Source organism: Actinomyces sp. ICM39, assembly GCF_000282935.1.
Lineage (GTDB): Bacteria > Actinomycetota > Actinomycetes > Actinomycetales > Actinomycetaceae > Pauljensenia > Pauljensenia odontolytica_B.
Genome location: NZ_ALCB01000016.1, coordinates 14,036 through 40,262, shown reverse-complemented (window position 1 = coordinate 40,262; position 26,227 = coordinate 14,036). Strand labels below are relative to the sequence as shown.

The 26,227-nt window shown below is 65.1% G+C and carries 24 protein-coding genes; 22 read left to right on the top strand and 2 right to left on the bottom strand.

All coding sequences use genetic code 11. The features are described from left to right. The first annotated feature begins 148 nt into the window (after positions 1-148). On the top strand, positions 149-1,225 hold the full coding sequence (locus tag HMPREF1137_RS00960) for a PAC2 family protein (RefSeq protein WP_050980919.1): 1,077 nt from the start codon (positions 149-151) through the stop codon (positions 1,223-1,225). 70 nt (positions 1,226-1,295) lie between these two features. On the opposite strand, the gene HMPREF1137_RS00955 is transcribed toward HMPREF1137_RS00960, so the two are convergent. After that, on the bottom strand, positions 1,296-2,117 hold the full coding sequence (locus tag HMPREF1137_RS00955; RefSeq protein ID WP_231283984.1) for a spermidine synthase: 822 nt from the start codon (positions 2,115-2,117) through the stop codon (positions 1,296-1,298). Between the two features lie 47 nt (positions 2,118-2,164). On the opposite strand from HMPREF1137_RS00955, the gene dinB reads away from it, so the two are divergent. The 21 genes from dinB to dnaE all read left to right on the top strand — a co-directional run bounded on the left by dinB (position 2,165) and on the right by dnaE (position 25,919). Continuing rightward, positions 2,165-3,511, top strand: a complete 1,347-nt coding sequence (gene dinB, locus HMPREF1137_RS00950) for a DNA polymerase IV (protein ID WP_007587850.1) — start codon at positions 2,165-2,167, stop codon at positions 3,509-3,511. A 68-nt stretch (positions 3,512-3,579) separates the two neighbouring features. After that, the gene (locus tag HMPREF1137_RS00945; protein ID WP_007587707.1) at positions 3,580-3,996 is read left to right on the top strand and encodes a DUF3040 domain-containing protein; all 417 of its coding nucleotides are present in this window, start codon (positions 3,580-3,582) and stop codon (positions 3,994-3,996) included. Positions 3,997-4,540: 544 nt separating this feature from the next. Beyond that, positions 4,541-4,972 (top strand): division/cell wall cluster transcriptional repressor MraZ, encoded by a 432-nt coding sequence (gene mraZ / locus HMPREF1137_RS00940; RefSeq protein WP_007587853.1) that lies wholly within the window; start codon positions 4,541-4,543, stop codon positions 4,970-4,972. Between the two features lie 108 nt (positions 4,973-5,080). Beyond that, positions 5,081-6,088 (top strand): 16S rRNA (cytosine(1402)-N(4))-methyltransferase RsmH, encoded by a 1,008-nt coding sequence (gene rsmH / locus HMPREF1137_RS00935; RefSeq protein WP_007587830.1) that lies wholly within the window; start codon positions 5,081-5,083, stop codon positions 6,086-6,088. Beyond that, on the top strand, positions 6,085-6,477 hold the full coding sequence (gene ftsL, locus HMPREF1137_RS00930) for a cell division protein FtsL (RefSeq protein WP_007587764.1): 393 nt from the start codon (positions 6,085-6,087) through the stop codon (positions 6,475-6,477). The genes rsmH and ftsL overlap by 4 nt, the downstream gene beginning before the upstream one ends. A gap of 18 nt (positions 6,478-6,495) precedes the next feature. Further along, positions 6,496-8,229 (top strand): peptidoglycan D,D-transpeptidase FtsI family protein, encoded by a 1,734-nt coding sequence (locus HMPREF1137_RS00925; RefSeq protein WP_007587728.1) that lies wholly within the window; start codon positions 6,496-6,498, stop codon positions 8,227-8,229. Between the two features lie 17 nt (positions 8,230-8,246). Next, entirely contained in the window at positions 8,247-9,644 is a 1,398-nt protein-coding gene (locus HMPREF1137_RS00920; protein WP_007587849.1) for a UDP-N-acetylmuramoyl-tripeptide--D-alanyl-D-alanine ligase, read from the top strand. Continuing rightward, complete coding sequence (gene mraY / locus HMPREF1137_RS00915; protein ID WP_007587839.1) at positions 9,641-10,726, top strand: phospho-N-acetylmuramoyl-pentapeptide-transferase; 1,086 nt, start codon at positions 9,641-9,643, stop codon at positions 10,724-10,726. Before HMPREF1137_RS00920 ends, mraY begins: the two co-directional genes overlap by 4 nt. Then, positions 10,723-12,168, top strand: coding sequence for a UDP-N-acetylmuramoyl-L-alanine--D-glutamate ligase (gene murD / locus HMPREF1137_RS00910; RefSeq protein ID WP_034496128.1), 1,446 nt, complete (start codon positions 10,723-10,725; stop codon positions 12,166-12,168). The genes mraY and murD overlap by 4 nt, the downstream gene beginning before the upstream one ends. Then, on the top strand, positions 12,155-13,411 hold the full coding sequence (locus tag HMPREF1137_RS00905) for an FtsW/RodA/SpoVE family cell cycle protein (protein ID WP_034496125.1): 1,257 nt from the start codon (positions 12,155-12,157) through the stop codon (positions 13,409-13,411). Before murD ends, HMPREF1137_RS00905 begins: the two co-directional genes overlap by 14 nt. Positions 13,412-13,443: 32 nt before the next feature. Continuing rightward, the gene (gene murG / locus HMPREF1137_RS00900) at positions 13,444-14,568 is read left to right on the top strand and encodes an undecaprenyldiphospho-muramoylpentapeptide beta-N-acetylglucosaminyltransferase (protein WP_007587873.1); all 1,125 of its coding nucleotides are present in this window, start codon (positions 13,444-13,446) and stop codon (positions 14,566-14,568) included. Continuing rightward, positions 14,561-15,952 (top strand): UDP-N-acetylmuramate--L-alanine ligase, encoded by a 1,392-nt coding sequence (gene murC, locus HMPREF1137_RS00895; RefSeq protein ID WP_007587724.1) that lies wholly within the window; start codon positions 14,561-14,563, stop codon positions 15,950-15,952. Before murG ends, murC begins: the two co-directional genes overlap by 8 nt. Then, the gene (locus HMPREF1137_RS00890; RefSeq protein WP_007587845.1) at positions 15,949-16,911 is read left to right on the top strand and encodes a cell division protein FtsQ/DivIB; all 963 of its coding nucleotides are present in this window, start codon (positions 15,949-15,951) and stop codon (positions 16,909-16,911) included. Before murC ends, HMPREF1137_RS00890 begins: the two co-directional genes overlap by 4 nt. Positions 16,912-17,038: 127 nt before the next feature. Next, positions 17,039-18,292, top strand: coding sequence for a cell division protein FtsZ (ftsZ, locus tag HMPREF1137_RS00885; protein WP_007587808.1), 1,254 nt, complete (start codon positions 17,039-17,041; stop codon positions 18,290-18,292). Further along, positions 18,292-19,050 carry a purine nucleoside phosphorylase YfiH/LACC1 family protein gene (locus HMPREF1137_RS00880; RefSeq protein ID WP_034496121.1) on the top strand — a complete coding sequence of 253 codons (759 nt, stop codon included), beginning with the start codon at positions 18,292-18,294 and terminating at the stop codon, positions 19,048-19,050. The genes ftsZ and HMPREF1137_RS00880 overlap by 1 nt, the downstream gene beginning before the upstream one ends. A gap of 177 nt (positions 19,051-19,227) precedes the next feature. Further along, positions 19,228-19,680: a cell division protein SepF gene (locus HMPREF1137_RS00875; protein WP_007587720.1), complete on the top strand. Its 453-nt coding sequence runs from the start codon at positions 19,228-19,230 to the stop codon at positions 19,678-19,680. Positions 19,681-19,688: 8 nt separating this feature from the next. Further along, the gene (locus HMPREF1137_RS00870; protein WP_007587858.1) at positions 19,689-20,000 is read left to right on the top strand and encodes a YggT family protein; all 312 of its coding nucleotides are present in this window, start codon (positions 19,689-19,691) and stop codon (positions 19,998-20,000) included. 172 nt (positions 20,001-20,172) lie between these two features. After that, a complete protein-coding gene (locus tag HMPREF1137_RS00865) occupies positions 20,173-20,751 on the top strand; it encodes a DivIVA domain-containing protein (RefSeq protein WP_007587709.1) in 579 nt (192 codons plus the stop codon). Between the two features lie 70 nt (positions 20,752-20,821). Then, a complete protein-coding gene (gene lspA / locus HMPREF1137_RS00860; RefSeq protein ID WP_007587699.1) occupies positions 20,822-21,325 on the top strand; it encodes a signal peptidase II in 504 nt (167 codons plus the stop codon). Between the two features lie 8 nt (positions 21,326-21,333). Beyond that, positions 21,334-22,239, top strand: a complete 906-nt coding sequence (locus tag HMPREF1137_RS00855) for an RluA family pseudouridine synthase (protein ID WP_034496148.1) — start codon at positions 21,334-21,336, stop codon at positions 22,237-22,239. Between the two features lie 137 nt (positions 22,240-22,376). Then, entirely contained in the window at positions 22,377-25,919 is a 3,543-nt protein-coding gene (gene dnaE / locus HMPREF1137_RS00850; protein ID WP_007587783.1) for a DNA polymerase III subunit alpha, read from the top strand. A gap of 54 nt (positions 25,920-25,973) precedes the next feature. Here the strand turns inward: dnaE and HMPREF1137_RS00845 are convergent, their stop codons facing one another. Beyond that, complete coding sequence (locus HMPREF1137_RS00845; RefSeq protein WP_007587765.1) at positions 25,974-26,204, bottom strand: RNA-binding S4 domain-containing protein; 231 nt, start codon at positions 26,202-26,204, stop codon at positions 25,974-25,976. Positions 26,205-26,227: the final 23 nt, after the last annotated feature.

The following is a 26,227-nucleotide window of genomic DNA, read 5'->3' as shown; positions in this document are numbered from 1 at the left end:
TTGTCCCCTACTTTTGCCGTCGGCGCTTCCACTGTCCGGCGCGTGTGCGCGACTTCGCCCCAAGCTCAAAATTGATTCCCGCGTGACGTGGCGGGTGCAGCACAGGTACGTTAGACATGAGGCAGAAGAATGAGTATGAGGAGGAGACGTGAGTATGAACGCCACTGACCTGTATGCCGACGGTCCTGCCGCCGGCGCGAAGGCGAAGATTCTCCTCATTCATTTCGATGGGGCGATTGACGCCGGAGCGGCGGGGCGCATGGCGATCCGCCAGCTGCTGCGTTCCCTGCATAACGAGCGAGTCGCGACGTTTGATGCCGACACGCTCATGGACTACCGCTCGCATCGGCCTATCGTCACCGTGGATAACTGGGTGTCCTCCCCGGACATGGTGATGCCGCAGACTGTCCTCGACCTCGTCGAAGACGATATGGGCAATCCGATCCTGGTCCTGCATGGTGCGGAGCCGGATGCCCACTGGGAGTCTTTCACTGCCGCGATTCGCGATATCTGCGAACGCGCGGGTGTGGAGATCACCTTCTCGCTGCATGGTGTTCCCTCCGGTGTGCCGCACACGCGTCCCACGCCCGTCCACGTCCAGGCGACGGACGAGTCGCTCCTGCCGTCGGGGTCCAACGCGATCTCGAATCACATGCAGTTCCCCTCGCCGCTGTCCACCTTCATGCAGATCCGCATGGGACAGCAGGGAATCGGCGGGCTCGCGCTGCTCGGGGCGGTTCCGTATTACATGGCGGACACCGGCTACCCGGCCGCATCCTCGGCCCTCTTGACCTCCTTCGCGAAGTTTGCGGACCTGTCGTTGCCTGTCGGTGATCTCGAACAGGGGGCCGCCCAGGATCAGGAGAGCATCGAGAAGCTCGTCGAGGGCAATCCGGAGATCTCGCATACCGTGTCCGCCCTCGAAGAACATTTCGATGCGTGGACCGGTGGCGCAGGGGCGATCCCGCTTCCCGGCATGGGGCAGCCTCCCGTGACCGGCGCCGAGGAGAAGAGCCCGAAGGATATCGGTGATGTCATTGAGGCCTACCTCGCGCAGGTCTCTCGCGCCCAGGATGAAGAAATCGAGTCCGTCCAGCGCGCGCCGCGCGCCGAAGAGGTCGAGGAACCCGCTAAGCCCGACACCCTCGAAGATGTTCTCGCTCGCGTCGAGGCACGCCGCAGGGGAGAGGGTCCCGGTCCTTCCTCTCCGCGTCACCGCGCCTAAGAGAGCGGCGTCGGCGGCGGGCTGAGCCCATGCCCTGGGGGCGTGTCTCCGCCTGCGCGCCACAGCCTCGTTAGTCGGCCTGCGGATACCCCGCCTGCGCGTCCGTGAGCGCGGGAGTTCCAGCCACCCACCGTTCCAGGTCCCGAGGACGTGTGATGCGCGCCGGAAGTGCCAGCGTGCGCAGGGCGCGATCGATGCGATCAACGTCGACGACGTCTGTGGCGCTCGCCAGGGCGACGACGTTGCCGCGGCGTCCGCTCCGCCCGACCTTCGGGTCCTGGATGGACGCCACGAAGGGGAAGACTTCTTGTAGCGCCGCGATGTCGTGGCGCGCGTTAGCCGGTCCGCCGTGTGCGCAGTTCACCAGGTAGATGCCCCGTGCGGTGAGTGCTGCGCGTGCCCGCTGCGCGCACTCACGCGTGCGCAGGTGATCGGGGGTGACCCCCGACGCGAAGGCATCGCGCACGATGACGTCGAAAGAATCCTCGCGTGTCTGATCAAGGACGGCGCGCCCGTCTCCAACGCGGATCTTGACCTGCGGGGCCTTGGGGATGGGAAAGTGCTCGCGTACCTGGTCGGCAAGCAGGCGATCGACCTCGACGGCGACGTGGCGGGACTGCGGGTGCGACGCCGACCAGGCGCACGCGAGCGCGCACGCCGCGCCACCCACGTGAAGTGCGCGGAAACGCTCCTGTGGCTCCCACAGCGAGGACACGACGGCATCCATGTGCTGCATGTACTCAAACTCCAGGTAGGTGGGATCCGACGTGTCGACCGCCGACGACTCCACGTCTCCCAGGAACAGCGTCGCGCGCGGCCCGTCCCACCGGATACGCGCCGAGCCGAAATCCGTGTCGAAGGAGATGTCGCGTGACGAAGATGAGCGTGCCATGGTGGACACTGTAACCATGGACGACGGCCACAGGCGCAGGAGGTGACATGTCAAACGCTCCCAGGGACGCGCGCGCCAAACGCGACTGGGGTTCGGACGACTCTGCTACCCCGATCCTCCACGTTGACATGGACTCCTTCTTCGCCCAGGTCGAGATGCGCGAGGACCCCAGCCTCGTTGGCCGCCCCATCATCGTGGGCGGGACGTCCGGACGCGGAGTCGTCACCTCCGCCACCTACGAGGCCCGGGCCCTGGGCGTGCGCGCCGGCATGCCCACCTCGCGCGCCCGCGCCCTGTGCCCCCACGCGGCTTTCGTCCCCGGCAGCCATGGCCTGTATCGGCGCTATTCACAGGAAGTAATGGGGATCCTCGCGACAATCACTCCCGCGCTGGAGCAGGTCTCCATCGACGAGGCCTTCCTCGACGTGTCCGGGGCGAGGCGGCGCCTCGGATCGCCTCTCGAGATCGCGACCCTCATCCGCATGCGCATCCGCGACAGCGTTGGCCTTCCCGCCTCCGTCGGCATCGCCTCGACCAAGTCGGTTGCGAAGATCGCCTCCTCGCACGCAAAACCCGATGGCCTGCTGCTCATTCCGCACGAGGCAACCGTCGGGTTCCTCCACGGCCTCCCCGTGGGGGCCCTGTGGGGAGTGGGCGGCCGCACCGGAGCGATTCTCGACCGCGAAGGAATCGATACGATCGGCGACCTCGCCCACGCGCCCCTCGCGCGCCTGACGAAGCTCCTTGGAGTCGCCTCCGCCCATCACCTGCACGACCTCGCGTGGGGCATCGATCCGCGCCCGGTGGCCCCCGCGCGCGCCGAAAAATCTGTTGGCATGGAACGCACCTTCGAGGAGGACGTGCGCTCGCGGGCGCAGATCGAGGAATTCATCCTGGCGGCCTCACACGATTGCGCGCGGCGGCTGCGCGCGGGTGGGGTCGTCGGGTGGACTATTGGGATCAAGATGCGTGGCGCCGACTTTCATACGATCACGCGCAGTGTGAGCCTTGTAGCTCCCACGGACACGGGGCGAGATATCGCGAGGGCCGCGCGTGAGCTCTTTGCGCGCGAGGACCTGCCAATTGGTGGGGTGCGCCTGTTTGGTGTGCGCGTCGAGGGGCTGCAGGCACGCTCCGGGGGAGTGGCCGTCACTCTGGATCGTGACGAGCGCCCGGCTGCTTCGGAACGGGCGATGGATCAGATTCGCACGAAGTTTGGCGCGGGCGCGCTCGCTCCGGCCACCCTGCTCGGTAAGAAAACACCCGAGAGGCGGTCCTTCGGCGCGGATGACCGGCAGGCGTCCTCCACTGAGGTTTCCTCTGACCGACGAAGCACGGGCACGGATGGGCCAGGTGTGGGTGTTGGCGAGCCGCAGCAGGGGACCCTCCTGTAAGGCCAGTTAGTCTCTGGCATCGTGGACGCGCTAAGCTGTCGGTAACACCCATGTGAAAGGGGCGCCCAATGGCTCTCACCGAGTATGAGAAGAAGATCCTTGAGCAGATGGAAGCATCTCTGCGCGAGGAAGACCCGGCGTTGGCCTCGCAGATGTCTGCCCCTGTCTCTGACGAACCTGAATCCGAGGCGCCTGCGGCACCTCGTGGTCCGCGCCGCATCGCGCTCGGCCTGACGGGCGCCGTCCTGGGCATGATCGTTCTGGTTGCCGCTGTCTCTCTGGGCTACTCCGTGCTGTCGATCCTCCTGGGGGTCGCCGGTTTTGCTCTGACCGTCGCCGGTGTGCTCTATGCGCTGTCGCGGCCCGGGGGCAGGGCGAGTGCCACCGAGAAGTCCGCCTCCGACAAGAAGAACGAGAGCGGTGGTTGGGATTCCTTCATCCAGGATCAGGAACGACGCTGGGATAATCGCAAGGACAACGACTGACGTCGTACGCACACAGCTGACGAAGTGGGGCGCGCCGGGAGACCGGGGCGCCCCACTTTGATATGTCGCATGTGATTGTGGCGAATACGGGCTGAGACGTTCCATCGGATCCACCTGAGATTCCCTGCTCTGTGGTGTTGTGTGAGTCGCTCGGTGTTCCTCCACCTTGCTCCCCACCTTGCTCCCCGGGGTTTCCCACCCTGCTCCCCACCTTGCTCCCCGGGGTTCCCCACCGCGCTCCCCACTGTCCTCCCTGAGAGGGGGGCGCTGTTCTCTGAGTGCGCCCAAACCTCGTGAAAACATTGTGATTGCAATGAAAATGCGCTCCTTCATCCGATGATGCGGCCAGTGGTGAGAGGTGTTGTCGTGGGCGTGACGCACCGAATGTGTCCAAGATTTCCCCCACTTTTCTCCACCTGAATTTTTCCCTGAAACCAAGCTGTTTCTGGACTATGTTTTTCACGCCACGCCGTAAGTTTTTGTGTAAACATGGGGTGTGGTGGGTTAAAGTGGGGGAAAGTTCCGAACAGGGGAGGGCGGTGACATGTTCCTCGGTACGTACGAGCCCAAGCTCGACGACAAGGGTCGTATGTTCCTGCCTGCGCGCTTTCGCGAGGACATGGAGGGTGGAATCGTCCTCACTCGCGGCCAAGAGCACTGCATCTATGCATTCCCTGCCGCGGAATTCGAGAACATGACCGCGGAACTGCGCCGCGCGCCCCTGTCGTCCAAGCAGGCGCGTGACTGGATCCGCGTGATGCTCTCGGGAGCCTATAAGGAGATTCCGGACAAGCAGGGGCGTATTAGCGTCCCCGCGGACCTGCGTGCGTATGCGGGTCTGGATCGAGAACTCGCCGTCATTGGCGCGGGATCGCGAGCCGAAATCTGGAACGCCTCGGCTTGGCGCGACTACCTCGCGGTTCAGGAAGAGGTCTTCTCCAATACAGCGGAAGAGATCATTCCGGGAATGTTCTGACCCGTGTTCTCAGGTCTCCGCCCGCTGTTCCGACATCACTTCCCCGATGGCGGAGCACGGTGGGGGACCTGGGTGCACGGATCGCAAGAGACGTAAAGGAGGCGCGGCATGCGCGATGCATCGGACTCGGTGCGCGATTTGTCGCGCCCCGCGAGCGAACGCCACGTTCCCGTACTCCTCACGGAGTGCCTCGACATGCTGGCCCCCGCGATTGATCGTCCCGGCGCTGTCCTCGTGGATGGAACCCTGGGGATGGGTGGACACACCGAGGGTGCGCTCGAGCGCTTCGAGAACCTGACGGTCATCGGCATCGACCGCGACCCTCAGGCGATCGCCCTCGCCTCTGAGCGCCTTGAGCGTTTTGGGACGCGTTTCCGCGCGGTCCATACCACCTACGACAACATCGATGAGGCGGTCGAGGACCAGCTCGGTCAGGGTGCGCGCGTGGACGGCATCCTCATGGACCTGGGTGTGTCCTCCTTGCAGCTCGACGAGGCCGAGCGTGGCTTCGCGTACTCGAAGGATGCGCCCCTGGATATGCGGATGGATTCAACCACCGGTCCCAGTGCAGCCGATCTGCTGGCCACGGCCTCGGAAGGTGAACTGATCCGAATCCTGCGCACCTACGGCGAAGAGAAATTTGCGCCGCGTATCGCTCGGCTCATCATCCGTCGCCGCGATACTGCGCCGATCACGCGTACCGGGGAGCTCGTGGACATTATCCGCGAGGCGATCCCCGCCCCCGCGCGGCGCACCGGCGGTAACCCTGCCAAGCGCACCTTCCAGGCGCTGCGCGTCGCCGTCAACGACGAGCTGACCATCCTCGAACGGGCGCTTCCCAGGGCCCTTGGAAGCCTTCGAGTGGGTGGACGCCTGGTCGTGGAGTCCTACCAGAGTCTCGAGGACCGGATAGTCAAGGATGTTCTGCGTCGCGGGTCGACCAGTAGCGCTCCTCCCGGACTGCCGATCATCCCCGAGGAGATGGCTCCCAGCCTGCGCCTGCTGACGAAGGGCGCAAACAAGGCCGATCAGGCCGAACAAGACCACAACCCCCGATCCGCATCCGTGCGACTGCGCGGTGCGGAACTCATCCGCGAATGGAAGGACCTCTCATGAGTGCAGCAACTGCGAAGGCACGTCCTGCAGCGCGTCCCGAGCTGCGCCGCGAAGAGGCCCACGAGCTGCGCATCGTCGAGGGAACCCGTCCTCGCCGTTCGGTCGCCGCGATCCTCATGCTCTTCGTGGCCGTCGCTGTGGCCTCCGTTGTCGTGTCGATGGTTCTCAATACGCGCATGGCTCAGACCTCGTTCGAGATTCGCGAGCAGCAGCTCGTCCTCAACGAGCTGGAGGCCCAGTCGTGGACGATGCGTGCGGAACTCGATCGCAAGGCCTCGCCGACGGAGCTCGAGAAGGCTGCGAAGGCAAACGGAATGGTGCCCGCGGGTAAGTCGGGCTTCATTACCCTCGAAACTGGTACCGTCGAGGCTGGGACTCCCGCGAAGTAACCCGGAAGGCGAGTACCAATGGATACCGTCATTACCCGTTCGCGATGGATCGTAGGCATCCTTGTTGGTGCCCTGTGTATCTGTGGCGTGCGTTTGGTTCAGCTGCAGATCATCGAGGGGCCGTCTCTGGCCGCTCAGGGCCAGCGCGTGCGTACCTCCTCGACGGAGGTCGCTGCTGCGCGCGGCACGATCACCGACGCGACGGGCGTCGTCCTGGCGAACTCAATCCAGACGTACGACATCGCCGTCAACCAGGTGAACATTCGTGCCTTCGTTCACCGCGACGATGACGGTAACGAGGTCGGTCGTGGTCCTGCGGAAGCGGCGCGCCTCCTGGCTCCGATCCTCGGCATGAACGAGGCGGAGCTTGGCGGCATGATGCTGGGTGACTCCACCTACGTGTACATCAAGCGCAACGTGGATGCGGTGTCCTATCGCGAGATCCGCAAGCTTGACATCTACGGCATTGAGTGGGAGTCCGTCTTCGAGCGCGAATACCCCAACGGCAACGTGGCAGCCCCCGTTATTGGGACGGTCAACGCCGAGGGGCAGGGCTCCTCCGGCATGGAGGCCCAGTTCGACGCGCTGCTCACGGGTACGCCCGGCGCACAGGCCTTCGAGATTGCGCCCAATGGTGCGGTGATGCCCGGCGGCAAGAAGACGACCGTCGAGCCGAAGAACGGTGGCAACGTGGAGCTCACGTTGCACGCTGACCTGCAGCATCAGGTCCAGGACCTGCTGGATGCGCGTGTCGCGAAGCACCAGGCCGACTGGGGTGCGGTCGTCATCGAGGACGTGGCAACGGGTCACGTGCTCGTGATGGCGGATTCGAACTCCAAGGAACCCGACAACGCTAACCCCCAGAAGGTGCACGCCGTTCAGGACACCTTTGAGCCCGGTTCCGTGGGCAAGCTCGTTACCGTGGGTGCAGCCCTCAACCAGGGCACGATCACGCCCACCAGTGTCTTCCAGGTGCCCTATGCCCTGGATCTGCCCGACGCGGGCGGTCCCATCACCGATTTCCATGAGCATGATGGCGAGACTCTGACGGCGACGGGCGTTCTTGCGGAGTCATCAAACACCGGCACCGTCTTGATCGGTCAGACGATGAGCGATGAGCAGCGCTACTCCATGATGCGCGCCTTTGGTTTCGGTCAGGAGACGGGTATTGAGCTGCCCGGCGAGTCCGCTGGCCTGATGCGCAGTTCGGATCAGTGGCAGGGGCGTGACCGCTACGTGACGATGTTCGGTCAGGCCTACGCGATCACCGCGATGCAGGAGGCATCCGCGATGGCGACGATCGCGAACGGGGGAGTGCGTATTGCCCCGCATATCGTGAAGTCGTGGACGAACGCGGATGGAACGGTCGAGGTTCCCGACACGAGCCAGCCGGTGCAGGTGATGGACGCAACGGCGGCCTCGCAGCTGCTCACCATGATGGAATCCGTCGTCGAAGATGACCTGGGCACCGCTGGTGCGGCCAAGGTTCCGGGATACCGGGTGGGTGTCAAGACCGGTACCGCTGAAACGATCATTGACGGCGCATCGGGCCTTGTGTCGACGACTGCAGGCATCATTCCCGCGGATGCTCCGCGTCTGGCGATCGCGGTCGTACTCTACAACCCGAGGGTGGCGTCGGTCTCATCCGATTCGTCGGCGCCGCTGTTTGGCGACATTGCGCGCACCGCCGTCGGCAACCTGGGTATCCCCGCCTCCACGTCGTCCGCTAACCTGTATCCGACGACGCCGTGAGTCTGAAGGAGTAGAACATGCAGACATCAGCACAGTGGATTGCTGAGGCAGTGTCGGGTCGCCTGGTCGGTCCCGATGTGCTCGTGACAGGCCCGGTGGTCACTGACTCGCGTGAGGCAGGCGAGGGATCGCTCTACGTCGCGCGCCGCGGCGAGGCCGCCGACGGGCACTCCTTCGTGTCGGGCGCCGTCGAGCGCGGTGCCGTTGCCGTCATCGTTGAGCATGAAGTCGACGAGGCCGTGGCTCAGATCGTCGTGCATGATTCGACCGAGGCGCTGGGAGCCCTGGCGCGGGCACACGTTGACAAGCTGCGCAGCGGGGGCGACCTCGACGTCATTGCGATGACGGGTTCGGTGGGCAAGACCACGACGAAGGACCTGCTGCTCCAGATCATGAGCGAGGACGGGCCGACGGTGGCCCCCAAGCTTTCCTTTAACAACGAGGTCGGCCTGCCGCTAACCGTTCTCCTGGCTGATGAAACGACGCGTCACCTCGTTCTCGAGATGGGCGCCTCGGGCCCCGGCCACATCACCTACCTGACGGACATCGTCGCCCCGGACGTGGCCATTGAGCTGTGCGTGGGACATGCCCACGTCGGCGGCTTCGGCGGGTTCGAGGGAGTTGCCGCAGCAAAGGCCGAACTCATCCGCGGCACTCGTCCGGGTGGTCCCGTCATTCTCAACACCGACGACCCGAACGTCGAGGCAATGGCACCTCTGGCAACCGGTGAGGTGATCCGCTTCTCCGCCTCGGGCGATCCTCGCGCCGACGTGCGCGCGCTCGACGTGCGCCTCGATCGTGCGGATCGTGCTTCTTTCACCCTCGTGGCCCCTCAGGGCCAAGCGCAGATCGACCTGAAGATCGTCGGACGGCACCACGTGGCGAACGCGCTGGCCGCCGCTGCCGGCGCGCTGACCCTCGGCGTCGGCCTGGAGACCGTGGCCGCAGTCCTGTCGAGCGCCCGTGCCCTGAGCCCCCACCGCATGGACGTGCACGAGCTCACCGTGGAGGGCACAGAGATCACTTTGATCGATGACTCCTACAACGCGAACCTCGACTCGATGCGCGCGGGCATCGCGGCGCTGGCCTCGATCGGCTCGGACGCTCGCAAGATTGCTGTTCTCGGAGAAATGCTGGAACTGGGTGAAGACTCCCAGCCGCTGCACGAGCAGGTGGGGTCGCTGATCGCCGATGCGGGTGTCGACACACTCATTGGCCTGGGCTCGGATGCCCACTACTATCTAGAGGGAGCACCAAGCGTGCCTCATCGTGAGGTCGCATCGGATCCCGAGCAGGCCGCGCGCCTGGTGATTGAACACGCCGTGGATGGCGCCGTCATCCTCGTCAAAGGCTCCTACGGGTCACATTCGTGGCAGGTCGCAGACATCCTGCGAGAGAAGGGAACGAACCGGTGATTGGACTTATCTCGGCGTTCATTATCGCCATGGCGCTGTCCGTGACGGGCACGCCGCTGCTCATCCGTTTTCTGGTGCTGCACCAATACGGTCAGTTCATTCGCCAGGACGGTCCGACCCAGCACCTGACCAAGCGTGGCACGCCCACGATGGGTGGCGTCGTCATCATTCTGGCGACCGTTGTCGCGTGGCTGATCGGCTCAGCGGTCGCCGGTGCGGGCCCGTCGTGGTCCGGCCTGCTGCTCGTGTTCCTGTTCGTGGGCTTGGGCGTCATCGGCCTGCTCGATGACGGCATCAAGATCATGCGTCAGCGTTCCCTCGGTCTGCACCCGTCGGGGAAGATCATCGGACAGGTTGCAGTGGCGTCGCTCTTTGCGCTGGGCACCCTGATCATGCCGAACGAATTCGGTGAGTACGCGGGTACGCTCGAGATTTCTTTCGCGCGTCCCACTGCCCTGACCCTGGGTTTTGCGGGCCTGGGTCTGGGCATCGTTCTGTACCTCATTTGGACCAACCTCATCGTGACGGCGTGGTCGAACGCGACGAACCTGACCGACGGCCTGGACGGCCTCGCGGCGGGTGTGTCCATCTTCGTGTTCGGGGCCTACACCTTCATCACCTACTTCCAGCGTATTCAGGCATGCACGCAGCTGGGCGCGAATCAGGCGAATTGCTACTCGACGCGCGACCCTCTCGACTTGGCGATTTTCTGTGCCGCGCTGATCGGTGCGTTGGCGGGCTTCCTGTGGTGGAACGCGTCGCCTGCGCAGATCTTCATGGGTGATACGGGCGCTCTCGCACTGGGTGGCGCGGTCGCCGGCCTGTCGATCCTCACTCAGACCCAGCTGCTCGCCATCATCGTCGGCGGTCTGTTCGTGGCTGTCGTGCTGTCGGATGTCATCCAGATCGGCGTCTTCAAAGCCACCGGAAAGCGCGTGTTCCGTATGGCTCCTCTGCATCACCACTTCGAGCTGCTGGGCTGGAAGGAAGTCACGATCGTGATTCGTTTCTGGCTGATTGCTGCGATCGTCGCGGTCGCCGGTGCGGGTATGTTCTACGCGGAGTGGGTGTCTCGTCGATGAGTCGTCTCGCTGCTGTTGTCGGTTGGGGCAAGTCTGGTCAGGGTGCGGCGGGAGCATTGCTTGCCCGCGACTGGCAGGTGCGTGCGTTTGACGCGCGCGGCGGGCAGTCACTCTTCTTTGACGACGTCGCCGGTGTTGAGGTCCACGCTGAGCAGGACCCGACCGCCCTCACGAGCGCGATCATCGAGGCCGGCCCCGACCTCGTCGTCGTGTCCCCGGGCGTGCCCGCGCACCATCCTGTGTTTGCTGCCTGCGAGCAGGCAGGAATCGACCTGTGGGGAGAGGTGGAACTCGCCTGGCGTCTGCAGGAGGAGGGCCCGCACGCGGGACGTCCCTGGCTGACGGTGACGGGCACGAACGGCAAGACCACGACCGTGGGTATGCTCGGTCAGATCCTGCGAAGCGCGGGCGTCAAGGTCGAAGAGGTCGGCAATATCGGAACTCCGATCACGCGGGCCATTGATTCCGATGCTGAGGTGTTCGCGGTTGAGCTGTCGAGCTTCCAGCTGCACACGGCACACACGGTATCGCCGCTGGCGTCGATCTGTCTGAACGTGGACGCGGATCACCTGGACTGGCATGGGAGCGTCGAGGCCTACGCAGCCGACAAGGCCCGCGTCTACGAGAACACGATCAAGGCGTGCATCTATCCCGCGTCCGATCGACGCGTCGAGGCCATGGTGGAGAACGCGGACGTCGTCGAGGGCGCGCGCGCCATCGGCCTGACGCTTGGCGCTCCCTCGGTGTCGCAGTTCGGCATCGTTGAGGGGCTCCTGGTCGACCGCGCATTCGTGGAGAACCGCGCGCGGCAGGCGGCTGCCCTCGCGCACGTGTCCGATCTGTCGGGGGCTTACGGGGCGCACCCGTCGGCTGCCGTGTTGTGCGATGCGCTGGCGGCTGCCGCGCTTGCCCGCGCGTACGGCGTCGAGCCCGAGGCCGTGGAAGAGGGGTTGCGCTCCTTCCGTCCGGCAGGCCACCGCCGCGCGATCATCGCCCGGGCGGCGGACCTGACGTGGGTGGACGACTCGAAGGCCACGAATGCGCACGCCGCACGCGCCTCGCTGGCGGGGCTGCCTCCTCGTAGCGCGATCTGGATTGTTGGCGGCGACGCGAAGGGCCAGGATTTCACGGAGCTCATCACGCAGGTCGAGCCGATCCTGCGCGGCGTCGTCGTTATCGGCGAGGACCGCTCCGCCCTGGTTCGCGCCCTGGCGGAAGGTGCCCCTCAGGTGCCCTTCGTTGAGGTTGACGGCCACGAGGACTGGATGTTCTCCGTCGTGAACGAGGCTGTGGCACTGTCTATGCCGGGCGATACCGTTGTGCTCGCACCCGCGTGTGCGTCGTGGGATCAGTTCGACAACTACGGTCAGCGCGGCGATGCCTTCGCTGACGCGGTGTCGCGCCTGGCTGCCCAGTGGGGGAGCGCCGGTGGCGACGAATAAGCGCGGGTGGCACATCCCAACGGTCACGTTGCCTCGAATCCGTTTCGGGTCTGGCCAGGAACGTCAAGAGGATCCGGTGACGACGTACTATCTCGTCGTCCTGCCGGCCATCGTGCTCTCGGTGTTCGGCCTCGTGATGGGTTTTTCTGCGCAAACGGTGACCTCGATCGCGCAGGGGGAGAACCCCTACACGGCGTATGCGCGCCCGCTGCTCATCATCGTCGTGTCCCTGCTGATCGCGATGATCGTCCAGTTGGTGCCCCAGCGCTGGTTCGTCTATCTCGCGCCGGTCATGTTTGTGGGGGCGCTCGGCTTCCAGACGCTGGTCCTGAGCCCGTTGGGCCGTTCCGAGGGCGGTAACGCGAACTGGGTGAAGGTCGGCCCAATCATGGCCCAGCCGTCGGAGTTCCTGAAGCTTGCGCTCATCGTCTTCTTGGCACTGATGGTCTCGAAGTCGGCGTCGAAGCGCTCGGATTTGCGCGCGATGGCGGTAGCGGTTGGCCTTCCCATCCTTATCGCCCTGGGTGCGGTCATGCTCGGCCGCGACATGGGCACGGCGATGGTCGTTGCGGTGGGCGCTCTTGGTGCCGTGTGGGTGGCCGGCCTGCCGAAGCGTTGGTTCGGCGGTCTCGTCATGCTCGCTGTGCCGACGATGGTGCTCCTCGTTCTGTCGAACCCCACTCGTATTCGTCGTATCCTCGCGATCCTGCCGGGCACGTCGAAAGGCCCGGATGAGTCGGCTCCCGAACAGATCGACCATTCGCTATGGGCGCTGGGCTCGGGTGGTCTGACTGGACTTGGCCCCGGGGCATCGCGAGAGAAGTGGAACTACCTGCAGGCGGCCCACACGGACTTCATCTTCGCGATTGTCGGCGAGGAATTTGGCCTGCTTGGCACCCTCGCTGTCCTTGTGTGCCTGGGCCTGCTGGTGTGGGGCATGATTCGCGTGGCCCGCGAGTCCTCGGATCTGTTTGTCGTCGTCGTGTCTTCGGGTGTCGCCTCGTGGATCGGCGTTCAGACGACCATTAACGTGCTGTCGGTGACGGGTCTGGGCCCTGTTATCGGCGTTCCGCTGCCGCTGGTGTCCTACGGCGGATCATCCTTCCTCTTTACGATCACTGCGATCGCGGTCGTGGCGTCGTTTGCGCGCGCCCGTGCAGGCATGCGGATGATCGGTCGGCCGGACGAGGCGTCGGCGGGGCGCGACCCCCGCGTGGCACCCCGTCGGCGCGCGGCTCGCTAAACTGGGGCTACGCACGCGTAAAGGAGACGCTTATGGTCAAGGTTGTGATGGCTGGCGGCGGGACCGCCGGCCACGTGAATCCTCTGCTCGCGACAGCAGCACAGCTGCGTGAGAGTGGTGCCGAGGTCGTGGTTCTGGGGACGTCGGCTGGTTTGGAGTCGGATCTGGTTCCGGCTGCCGGCTTCCCACTGGTGGAGATTCCTCGCGTGCCGTTGCCGCGCCGTCCTTCCCTCGCCTTCTTCACCCTGCCGTCGCGTTTCTCGGACGCCGTGAAGCGTTGCTCGCGTGCCCTGGAAGGGGCCGACGTCCTCGTTGGTTTCGGCGGCTACGTGTCAACGCCCGCGTACATCGCGGCCAAGCGCGCGGGTGTCCCGATCGTCATCCATGAGCAGAATGCTCGCCCGGGCCTGGCCAACAAGGTGGGAGCGCGCAATGCGGCGGTCGTCGCCCTCACCTTCCCATCGACCCCTCTGAGTGCGCGTAGCGGCAACACGGTCGTGACGGGCCTGCCTCTGCGTGCGGCAATTGCAGATCTGGCGAGCCGCCGCCAAGATGCGCAGGGGGCGGCGCAGGCGCGCCGGGAGGCTGCCGAGCGTCTGGGCGTGAACCCCGATGTGCCGACGCTGCTCGTCACGGGTGGTTCCCTAGGCGCACTGCACGTCAATGAGTCGATGACCGGGGCCGCCGATGCTCTTCCGGAGGGTGCCCAGGTCGTGCACTTGACGGGCCGGGGCAAGGATGAGCCTGTGCGCGCCGCCGTCGAGGCAGCGGGCCTGTCGGATCGTTGGCACGTCATTGATTACCTGACCACGATGGAGGACGCGCTGGCCGTTGCGGATCTCGTCGTGTGCCGTTCGGGTGCGGGAACCGTGGCCGAGATGGAGGCCCTGGGCCTGCCCTGCATCTACGTGCCGCTGCCGATCGGTAACGGCGAGCAGCGCCTGAATGCGTCGGACCACGTGGCCGCCGGTGGAGCGCAGCTCATCGACGATAAGGACTTCACGGCTGACTTCGTGCGCCGCAATGTATTCCCGCTGCTGGGCTCGACGCGTCTGGCGGACATGGCTGCCGCCTCGCAGTCCCTGGGCCGCGCGGGTGCGGCTCGCGCGTTGGCCGATCTGGCCCTGGAACAGGTGAAGGAGGGCGGCCATGAGTGAGCCGACGCTGCAGGATCGTTTTCATCTGATTGGTATCGGCGGTGCCGGCATGAGCGTTGTTGCCGAGCTGCTGGTATCGCGCGGTGCGACCGTGGAGGGCTCGGACCGCGAGGAATCCGCGGTTCTTGAACATCTGCGCTCCGTTGGTGTGCGCGCGTTCGTCGGGCACGAGGCCTCGCACGTGGACCCGGCCTCTGTGGTCGTTGTGTCGACCGCGATCCGCGAAGACAACCCGGAGTTGGAGATCGCGCGCGAGCGCGGCCAGCTGGTGATCCACCGTTCGCAGGCGCTCGCGCTGGCGGCGTCGGGCATGCGCTTTGTGGGCGTTGCTGGCGCGCACGGAAAGACGACGACGTCGGGCATGCTGGCGATCGCGCTGTCGGCGTGCGGCCTGGATCCGTCCGTCGCCGTGGGCGGCGTGCTGCCGCAGCTGGGAACGGGTGCTCACCTGGGTGCCGGCGACGTGTTCGTTGCCGAGGCCGACGAGTCCGATGGGTCGTTCCTGAATTACTCTCCGGCGATCGAGATCGTCACGAATGTGGAGCCCGATCACCTGGACCGATACCACTCGCGCGAGGAGTTCGAAGAGATCTTCGTCGAGTTCGCTCGTCGTTTGGTCCCCGGTGGCCTTCTGGTGACGTGTGCGGAGGATGAGGGCGCTGTGCGTCTGGCGGACTCTGCTCGCAGCGAAGGATTGCGCGTCGTGACGTACGGGCGTGCGGAGCGCGCGCTCCAGGCACCCGATGTTGTGATTTCCGATGTACGCGTCGAGGCTCACGGAGCCGGCGCGTCCCTGACGTGGGGGGAGCGCAGCGCGTCGCTGACGTTGAGAGTGCCCGGTGAACACAATGTTCTCAATGCGACTGCTGCGTGGGTGGCCGGTATTGAGTGCGGGCTCGAACCCCAGGTGATTGCCGATGGCTTGGGCGAGTTCACGGGCGCGGCCCGTCGCTTCGAGGCGCGTGGCCAGGTTGGTACGCGTCGCCTGTTTGATGACTACGCCCATCACCCGACAGAGGTCGAGGCTGCGATCCGCGAGGCGCAGGTCGTCTCCGGAGAGGGTGAGGTCACCGTCGTGTTCCAGCCGCACCTGTACTCGCGGACCCGTATCTTCGCCGAGCGCTTTGCGCAGGCCTTGTCGGGCGCGGACCACGTCGTCCTGGCGGGTATCTATGGTGCACGCGAGGATCCCGAACCCGGCGTGGACTCCACGCTGATCGCGTCGCGCATCGAGGGGGCGTCCTACATCGAGGACATGCACGAGGCCGCTCGCTTGGCCGCTTCGCTGACCCCCGAGGGTGGCCTGTGCCTGACGATGGGTGCGGGTTCCATCACTCACTGCGCGTCGGACGTGCTGGATGAGTGGAAGCGGATGGAGGCATGAGGCCGCCTTCCCCAAGGCGTCCGGGGGGCTCGCGCCCTCGTGACGAGCGTCCGTCTGATACGGGTGAGGCCGGCTCACCTTTCGACGAGATTATCGCTTCGACGCCCGAGCCCGAGGAAGTTGGGGAGGCAGAGAAAACGACCCGCCGTCCCGTCTCGCTGGTGGAGCGCCGCCGCGCGCGCTCGGTGGTTGACCGGCCACTGCCGGTTGCCGATGCTGCGTCCGTGCTGGGAGGCGAGGAAGCGGCGGACCTGGGCGATCGCCTGCGCGAGCGTCATCGTGCGCGTCGTATGCTCGTTGCGCGTCGTATTGCGCTCACACTTGTGACGCTCGCTCTAGCTGGCGGCGGTGCATGGGTTGCGTTCTTCTCGCCGATTTTTGCGTTCTCTTCGTCAGCGGTGATCGTCTCGGGTGAGGACGGCGCACTCGTGACCGCTGACTCCGTGCGCTCGTCGATTGCGTCTTTTGAGGGCGTGCCGTTGACGCGTCTGAGCACGTCTGCGGTTGCGCGCGCGGTCGAATCGAATGTTGCGGTGCGTTCGGCGACGGTCACTCGTCGGTGGCCGACGAGCCTGCGTATCTCCGTGACGATGCGTACGCCTATGGCTGTGGAGGCAGGCACCGGCGGCTATCAGCTGGTGGACGACCAGGGTGTGGCGTTCCAGCAGGTTGCCAGTGCGGGGGACTACCCGGTGGTCACGCTGCCAGAAGATCGCAGTGTCGGTGCCGCCGATATCGCCTCAGCACTGGGCGCGCTGGATGACAGTACGCGCTCGCAGGTGGCCACTGTGACGTCGACGGGCACGCAGGTGAGTTTCACGCTGCGTGGCGGTCAGACTGTCAAGTGGGGAACGAACGCGGATGCGCCTCAAAAGGCGAGAGTGCTCGCCACGTTGCTGGCGAATGTGAAGGCGACGACCTACGACGTGTCATCGCCGAATCACCCTGTGACCAGTTAAGCCTTCTTTGTTGTCCGCGTGTTGGCTTGAAGGATCGCTCGCGGACCCCTAACTTCTTTCCGACACGAAGCACGTTAAACATCAACCTTCAACTAAAGGTTGAGGGTCTGATGCAAGGGAGACATCCATGGCGACACCGCAAAACCACCTGGCAGTGATCAAGGTCGTCGGCGTCGGGGGCGGCGGAGTTAACGCCGTGAACCGAATGATCGAGGTCGGCCTCAAGGGCGTTGAGTTCATCGCGGTCAACACTGACGCGCAGGCTCTGCTCATGTCTGATGCCGAGACGAAGCTCGACATCGGCCGCGAACTGACGCACGGCCTGGGAGCCGGCGCGGATCCCGCGGTCGGGCGTAAGGCTGCCGAGGACCACATCGACGAAATCACCGCTGCGCTCGAGGGTGCGGACATGGTCTTCGTGACCGCCGGTGAGGGCGGTGGCACCGGTACTGGCGCTGCCCCCGTCGTCGCCAAGATCGCCCGCGACGCTGGCGCCCTGACGGTTGGCGTCGTCACGCGTCCCTTCTCCTTCGAGGGTAACCGCCGTGCAGCCCAGGCCGAGGGTGGCGTGACCACGCTGCGCGAAGAGGTCGATACCCTCATCGTGATCCCCAACGATCGTCTCCTGGAGATCTCCGACGCGAACATCTCCGTGCTCGATGCCTTCCGCGCTGCCGACCAGGTCCTCCTATCGGGTGTTCAGGGCATCACCGAGCTGATCACGACGCCGGGCCTCATCAACGTGGACTTCAACGATGTCAAGTCGGTCATGAAGGATGCCGGTTCGGCCCTCATGGGCATCGGTGCCGCGACCGGCGAGGATCGCGCGCTACGCGCTGTCGAGAGCGCGATTTCGTCTCCGCTGCTCGAAGCGTCGATCGACGGTGCGCACGGCGTGCTCATGTTCTTCCAGGGAGGCTCCGACCTCACCCTGCAGGAGGTCTTCGCTTCTTCGCAGCTTGTGCGTGAGGCCGCCCACCCCGAGGCCAACATCATCTTCGGTAACGTCATCGACGATGCCCTCGGAGACGAGATTCGTGTCACGGTCATCGCTGCCGGCTTCGACGACGCGACCGACGCTCAGCTGTCGCGTCCCACCGCTGCCCGCGTTGCGGCACCCGTCGCTCAGCAGCGTCCCGCTGCTCCCGAGGCGAAGGCTCCCGCTGCCGAGACCACTCGCATCAGCCAGGTGTCCACGCGTCGCCCGCTGCACCGCGCCGACGTGGCAGCGCCGGTTCGCGAGGCTGCTCCTGCCCCCGTCGAGGCGCCTGCGGCCGTGGAATACGAGGAGTCCGAGTCCGAGCACTCCTTCGAGGTTCCTCGCGTCTACCCTGAGGCCCCGGAGAAGGAAGAGCTGGATATTCCCCCCTTCCTGCGCTGATGACTGAACAGCTCTGGGCCGGTGCCCGGGTCCACCTTACTGAGGTGGACCCGGGCACCGGTGCGCTATGCGGCAATGTTGGCTTGCATGTGGGTGATGATCCATCCCTCGTTCGCGAGCGGCGTCAGTCGCTCGCGCAACGGCTGGGCCGCGACGTCGTCTGGATGGATCAAACTCACTCGACCCGGGTCGAGCTTCTTCGGGTGTGTGGTGATGAGCTCGTTAACGTGGATAGTGAGGCCGCGCTCGAGCATCCAGCGCCGGGGGAGTGGGGTCCCGTCGATGCCGATGGCGTCGTCATCGACGCTCGCGGTTGTCAGGGGGCTCCTGCCCTTGCCGTTCAAACAGCCGACTGTCTCCCCGTCGTCTTTTCTGCCGCTTCCGGTCAGATCGTCGCGGCCGTGCATGCGGGCAGGCGCGGCTTCCTCGGAGGAATCCTCGCTCGTGCGGTGGAGCGCATCCGCTCCCTCGCTGACGGTCCCATCGACGCTCTCATTGGCCCGGCAATCTGTGGGAGCTGCTACGAGGTGCCCGCAGGAATGGCCGAGGAGAGCGAGGCCCTCATGCCCGGCATTCGCACTCTGACGTCTTGGGGGACCTCCGCGCTTGACCTGCCTCATGCCGCAGCCTCCTCCCTTGAAGCCTTGGGGGTGGACGTCGATATCGATGCGCGATGCACCCGAGAAGACCCTTCTCTTTTCTCCTATCGCCGCGACTCCTCGTGCGGGCGTCAAGCGCTGATTATCGTTCCCGCCTGACCTCGGCTCCCGTCCGCGAGGGTCCCGTGAACGTGCCACGCTGTGCCACGGCCTCGTCGATGAATGCCCCGTGATGAGGGGCGCCAGCACCCCTACTCGCGACGCGCCGAGCGCCCTGCGAGGCGAGGCCGCTCGGTAACTGTAGCTTGTGGCTATGCATCGGCTGAAGGAGGAACAATGAGCGAGTCGTTCGGTGCACGCGCACGTAAGTTCATGGGCTGGTACTCACCCGAGGAGCCCATCGATGAATTCGAAGAATTCGATGAGGTGGAAGAGGTAGCACCCGTGGCCGACATTACTCCCGTGTCCCGCCCGACCCTGACGAGCATTCGCCGTGAGGAGCCGGCTGAGGACCTCACGCGCATCGTGACGATCCACCCCACCGCCTACTCCGATGCCGTGACGATCGGCGAGGCGTTCCGCGATGGCACGCCCGTCATCATCAACCTCACCGACATGGGTGAAGAGGAGGCGCGTCGCCTCGTCGACTTCGCCGCCGGTCTGACCTTCGGACTGCACGGCGTTATCGAGCGCGTCACCAACCGCGTGTTCCTCCTGTCCCCGGCTTCCGTCGAGGTCCAGGGCGACAACACGTCGGGCCGACGCGGCTCGCTGTATAACCAGGGCTGAGAATCTCTGTGATCATCCTCGGCTGGTTCGGGTGGGGGCTGAGCGTCCTCATCAACCTGTACATGATGGTGCTGTTCGCGCGCGTCATTCTGGACTGGGTTCAGTTTTTCGCGCGCGGATGGCGCCCGAGTGGGATTCTGCTCGTTCTTGCGAATGTTCTCTACGCGCTGACCGATCCTCCGATTCGTTGGATTGGGCGCTATGTTCCGCCGCTGCGCGTCGGTGGCGGCATGGCGATTGATGTCGGTTTCATGGTCTTGTTCCTGGTCCTCATCGTTACGCAGCGTTTGGCTAATGTTCTGTACTTCATGAGCCTGTAGTACCTAAATCTCGAGATGAGAGGCCCCACAAAAATGGACCTCTTCTCGTGATGGATGTTGCTAGTGTGACAATTTCAGTTATTATTTTCGTGACGTGATAGCGGGCGGCCTTCCCGGTCGTCCAGGCGTGCGGCTCCCGCGCGTCCAATCGAAACGACCGAGAGGCGAAGAAATGGCCCTGCTCACCACCGAGGATGTCCTCAACAAGAAGTTCCAGTACGTCAAGTTCCGCGAGGGATACGACCAGGACGAGGTTGATGAGTTCCTCGACGAGGTTGTCTCCACCATCTACTCCCTGCAGATGGAGAACCAGGATCTGAAGGAGAAGCTCGAAGCTGCGGAGCGTCGCATTGCCGAGCTGTCCAACTCCGACTACACCCCGGCCGAGACCCCCGCCCCCGTTGCGGCTCCGGTCGTCGAGACCCCGGCCCCCGCCCCGGCCATCACCGGCCCTCAGGACGCCGAGTCCGCCACCTCGATGCTGGCCCTTGCCCAGCGCGTCCACGACGAGTACGTGCGCGACGGCGAAGAGCAGTCCGCGAAGATCATCGCCGAGGCCAACGCCGAGCGCGAGGCGATCATCGCCGACGCTCAGAAGCAGAAGGATTCGCTGCTCTCCCAGCTCGACCAGGAGCGCGAGCTGCTCGAGAACAAGATCAACGGTCTGCGTACCTTCGAAGCCGAGTACCGCACGAACCTGCGCAGCCACCTCGAGACCCTCCTCAACGAGGTCGGCAACGGCGAGAACTGATCGCAATCGCTTTGACCGGCGGCGGTGCACTTCGCGGTGCGCCGCCGCCGCTCGTTTAAGATAGGGAACCATGGCTGACTCCTCCCACCCGACCCACTCCCGTTCGACGTGGATCTACGCGGGCCTCGTATTTGTGGCCGCGATTGTTACCGACCAGGCGTCGAAGATGTGGGCGCGCGTTGCCCTCGACGGGCAGGAGCCGCGCCCTCTGATCGGGGAGTGGCTTTCTTTGCGGCTCGTCCACAACTCGGGCGCCGCTTTTTCCTTTGCGGCTGGGAAGACCTGGATTCTCACGATTTTCACCGTCGTTATCATTGGCGTTCTCGTCGTGCTTGCTCGGCGCGTTCATCGTGCGTCGACCCTGCTGGCAATCGCGTTGCTGACGGGCGGTGCCGTCGGCAACCTCATTGATCGACTGACTGCCGAACCTGGCTTCGGCATCGGACACGTCACCGACTTCATCGCTTACGGCACCTGGTTCGTCGGCAACGTTGCGGACATTTGGATCGTTCTCGGGGCACCTTTGCTGGCCCTCGCGCTCTCCCGTGAGCCCTCGAAGGAGGATGCTCAGTGAGTTCGCGTATGCTTCCCGTCCCCGACGCCCTCGTGGGTGAGAGGGTCGACGCTGCTCTGGCCCGCATGCTCGGCCTGTCGCGCTCGCGCTGCGCGGAGCTGGCGGGGGAGGGACACGTCCTCATCAACGGCGTGAGCGCGGGAAAGTCTGATCGTCTCGGTGCTATGGACATTATCGAGGTGAGCATCCCCGAACCCGAGAACAAGCCGACGCCGGTCACCGATATGGCGATCCTGTACGACGACGAGGATATCGTCGTCGTCGACAAGCCGGTCGGCGTCGCCGCACACACCGGCCCCGGTTGGGAAGGCCCCACGGTCCTGGGCAACCTGGAGGCGGCCGGATATCGCATCACCAGCTACGGGCCCCCCGAGCGCCAGGGCATCGTGCACCGCCTCGACGTGGGCACATCCGGCGCGATGATGGTCGCCAAGTCTGAGCTCGCATACACGGTCATGAAGCGCGCGTTCAAGGAACGCACGATTGAGAAGGTGTACCACGCCGTCGTAGCCGGGCACCTCGACCCGGCCTCGGGCACGATCGATGCGCCTATCGGTCGTCACCCCTCGCGCGAATGGCGCATGGCCGTCATCGACGGTGGTAAGCGCGCTATCACCCACTACGACACGCTCGAGCTCATGGCGGGCGCCCAGCTCACCGAGGTACACCTCGAGACGGGACGCACTCACCAGATCCGCGTCCACATGGCTGCCGTCGGGCACCCGTGCGTGGGTGATACGTTCTACGGCGCCGACCCGACCCAGGCGGAGCGCCTGGGGCTCACCCGGCAGTGGCTGCACGCCGTTCGCCTCGGATTCGACCACCCTCGCACGGGGATGCCGATGAGCGTGTCCAGCCCGTATCCGGCTGATCTCGCGGATGCCCTCGAGGAGCTGCGCCACCCGCGCGACTGAAGCATCGTCGGTGGGGAGTCGGCTTTTCTCAGCCCCGGCCTCGGCCTCGGGCACGAGGTGTCCGCCGTGAGATGAACGACCGCTCCGCTCGGGGCGTTCACCGTGGGTGCGCGCGCCTCGGACAGTAGAATCGACGCATGGCTGATTCCTTCGTGCACCTTCACAACCACTCCGAGTATTCGATGCTCGACGGGGCGGCGAAGACGAAAGCGATGGCGGAGGAGGCCGCTCGCCTCGGGCAACCTGCGATTGGCCTGACGGATCACGGGTATCTTTTCGGCGCCTTCGACTTCTACACGAACTGCAAGAACGCGGGCGTCAAGCCGATCATCGGCCTTGAGGCGTACGTGACGCCGGGGACCTCGCGCTTTGATCGCCAGAAAGTCCTGTGGGGCGAGCCGTGGCAGCGCTCCGACGATGTGAGCGCCGGCGGCTCCTACAACCACCTGACCCTGGTCGCGTACAACACGACCGGCATGCACAACCTCTTCCGCCTGGGGTCCTACGCCTCGACGGACGGCCAGTTCGGCAAGTGGCCCCGCGCCGACAAGGAGCTGCTCAGCCAGTTCCACGAGGGTCTCATCGTGTTCACGGGCTGCCCCTCGGGCGCCGTGCAGACGCGTCTGCGCCTGGGGCAGTGGGACGAGGCCGTGGCTGAGGCCGCGGAGCTGCGCGACATTTTCGGCGCGGAGAACTTCTACGTCGAGGTCATGGACCACGGCATCGACATCGAGCGACGCACCCACCAGCAGGTCCTCGAGATCGCCAAGCTCATGAACGCACCCCTCGTGGCGACCAACGACGCGCACTACGTCAAGCGCGAGGACCGCAAGATCCAGGACGCACTCCTGTGCATCAACTCGGGCTCGCGCATCAACGACCCCGACCGATTCAAGTTTGACGGCGACGGCTACTACATCCGCTCCTCGGACGAGATGCGTGCGCTGTGGAGCGAGCTGCCCGGCGCCTGCGACTCGACCCTCGAGATCGCCGAGCGCTGCGACGTGCACTTCACGACCACGAAGGAGGGCGCCAACTACATGCCCGACTTCCCAGTGCCCGAGGGTGAAGACAAGACCTCGTGGTTCATCAAGGAAGTCGAGCGAGGCCTGCGCGACCGCTTCCCGAACGGTATTCCTGACGACGTGCGCAAGCAGGCCCAGTACGAGGAAGACGTCATCATCAAGATGGGTTTCCCCGGCTACTTCCTCACGGTCGCCGACTACATCAACTGGGCGAAGTCCCAGGGCATCCGCGTGGGACCGGGCCGTGGCTCGGGCGCGGGCTCGATGGTGGCCTACGCCCTGAAGATCACCGAGCTCAATCCCCTCGAGCACGGCCTGATTTTCGAGCGATTCCTCAACCCCGAACGAATCTCGATGCCCGACTTCGACGTCGACTTCGACGAACGCAGGCGCGACGAGGTCATCGCCTACGTTAAGCGCAAGTACGGCGAGGACCGCATCAGCCAGGTCGTCACCTACGGCACGATTAAGACCAAGCAGGCCCTGAAGGACTCCGCGCGCATCCTCGGCAAGGACTTCAAGGTCGGCGAGCAGCTCACCAAGGCGCTGCCCCCGGCGATCATGGGCAAGGACATCACGGTCCACGGCATCTTCGACGAGAAGGACAAGCGCTACGCCGAGGCCGCGGAGTTCCGTAAGTTCTACGAGGAGAACCCGGACACGCACGAGGTTGTCCAGTACGCGCTCGGCCTGGAGGGCCTGACGCGCCAGTGGGGCGTGCACGCGTGTGCGGTCATCATGAGCTCCCACACTCTCACCGACATCATCCCGGTCATGAAGCGCCCGCAGGACGGCGCGATCATCACGCAGTTCGACTACCCGACGTGCGAGACGCTGGGCCTGCTGAAGATGGACTTCCTGGGCCTGCGTAACCTGACCGTCGTGTCCGATGCCCTTGCGAACATCGCGCTCAACGGCAAGCCGGACCCGGATCTCGACCACCTGACCTTCGACGACAAGAAAACCTACGAGCTGCTGGGACGAGGCGACACCCTCGGCGTCTTCCAGCTGGATGGTGGCGGTATGCGCGACCTCCTCAAGCTCATGAAGCCCGACAACTTCGAAGACATCTCGGCCGTCGGCGCCCTGTACCGTCCCGGCCCGATGGGTGCGAACTCCCACACGAACTACGCGCTGCGTAAGAACGGGCGCCAGGAGATCACGCCCATCCACCCGGAGCTGGCGGAGCCGCTCGAGGACATTCTGGGTACGACATTCGGCCTGATCGTGTATCAGGAGCAGGTCATGCAGATCGCCCAGAAGCTGGCGGGCTACTCGCTGGGCCAGGCAGACATTCTGCGTAAGGCCATGGGTAAGAAGAAGAAGGAGGTCCTGGACCAGCAGTTCAAGGGCTTCCGCCAGGGCATGGTCGATAACGGCTACTCCGAGGAGTCGATCAAGGCGCTGTGGGACGTCGTCGTTCCCTTCTCCGCCTATGCCTTCAACAAGGCCCACTCGGCCGCATATGGCCTCGTCTCCTACTGGACGGCCTTCCTCAAGGCGAACTTCCCGACGGAGTACATGGCCGCCCTGCTGACCTCGACGAAGGACAACAAGGATCGTCGAGCCCTGTACCTGGCGGAGTGCCGTCACATGGACATCACGGTCCTGCCTCCGGACGTGAACGCGTCGATGGGTAACTTTGCGCCTGACGGCGAGGCGATCCGCTTCGGCCTGAACGCCATCCAGAACGTGGGCGGCCCGGTCGTCGATGCGATTGTGGAAACCCGCGCTGAGAAGGGGCGGTTCGCCTCGTTCCAGGACTTCCTGGACAAGGTGCCTCAGGTGGTGTGCAACAAGCGCACGATCCAGTCCCTCATCCGCGCCGGCGCTTTCGACTCGATGGGGCACACGCGCCGTGCCCTCCTCGCGCGCTGCGACGAGGCCGTGGACGCGATCATCGACGTTAAGCGCAACGAGGCGATCGGACAGTTCGACCTGTTCGGCGCTCTGGGGGAGGATGAGGACACGGGCTCGGGTCTGACGATCGACATCCCGGACCTCCCCGAGTTTGATCGCAAGACGAAGCTGGCGGCCGAGCGCGAGATGCTGGGCCTGTACGTCTCCGACCACCCGCTGCGCGGCGTGGAGGCAGCGCTGGCTCGCCACCAAGACTACGAGATCGCCCAGGTCGTCGGCTCCGACGGGGCGATGGCGGACCGCGTCGTGAAGATCGCGGGCCTTATTTCGGGCGTGACGACGAAGGTGACGAAGCAGGGTAACGCGTGGGCGATCGCGACCATCGAGGACCTGTCGGGCTCGGTGGACGTGCTCTTCTTCCCGCGCTCCTACGAGTCGATTCAGACCTACCTCGCGCAGGACATCATCGTCCAGATTGAGGGCAAGGTGAACGTGCGCGAAGAGGGCATGACCATCTACGGCCAGTCGATGACGCTCCTGGATCTGTCAGGTGGGGCGGACCTGCCCCTCGACCTGCGCCTGCCGGCCGCGCGTTGCACGCCCGAGCTTCTCACCGACCTGCGCGGTGTCCTCGAGTCCTACCCGGGCGGTTCCCCGGTGCGCCTGCACCTGACGGAGCCTGGGCGTACGACGGTCGTCGAGCTGGATCCCAAGCTGCGCGTCGAACAGACGAGCGCCTTCTTCAGCCACATCAAGGCAGTCGTCGGCGCGGGTGGGGTCGTGACCTCGTCCTAATATGATGCGAGCCGGGCCCCGATGGGACTCGGCTCGCGTCGTCGACGGGCGTGCTCAGGAGGCGGATCCGACGATAGCGGAGGCCTTTCCCCAGGGGGCGTCGACCTCGACGAGGTCGCCGGTACTCAGGTGATGGCCGCGGCGTGTCTCCACCTCGCCGTTGACAGTCACGTCGCCGGCCTGGATGAGTTCGCGGGCCTGTGCGCCGTCCTCCGCGAGGGAGGCGAGCTTGACGAATTGGCCGAGCTTGATCTCCCCGCGCACGGGGATCGTCGGTGTGCTCATGGTGAATCCTTTCGCTGGTGGAG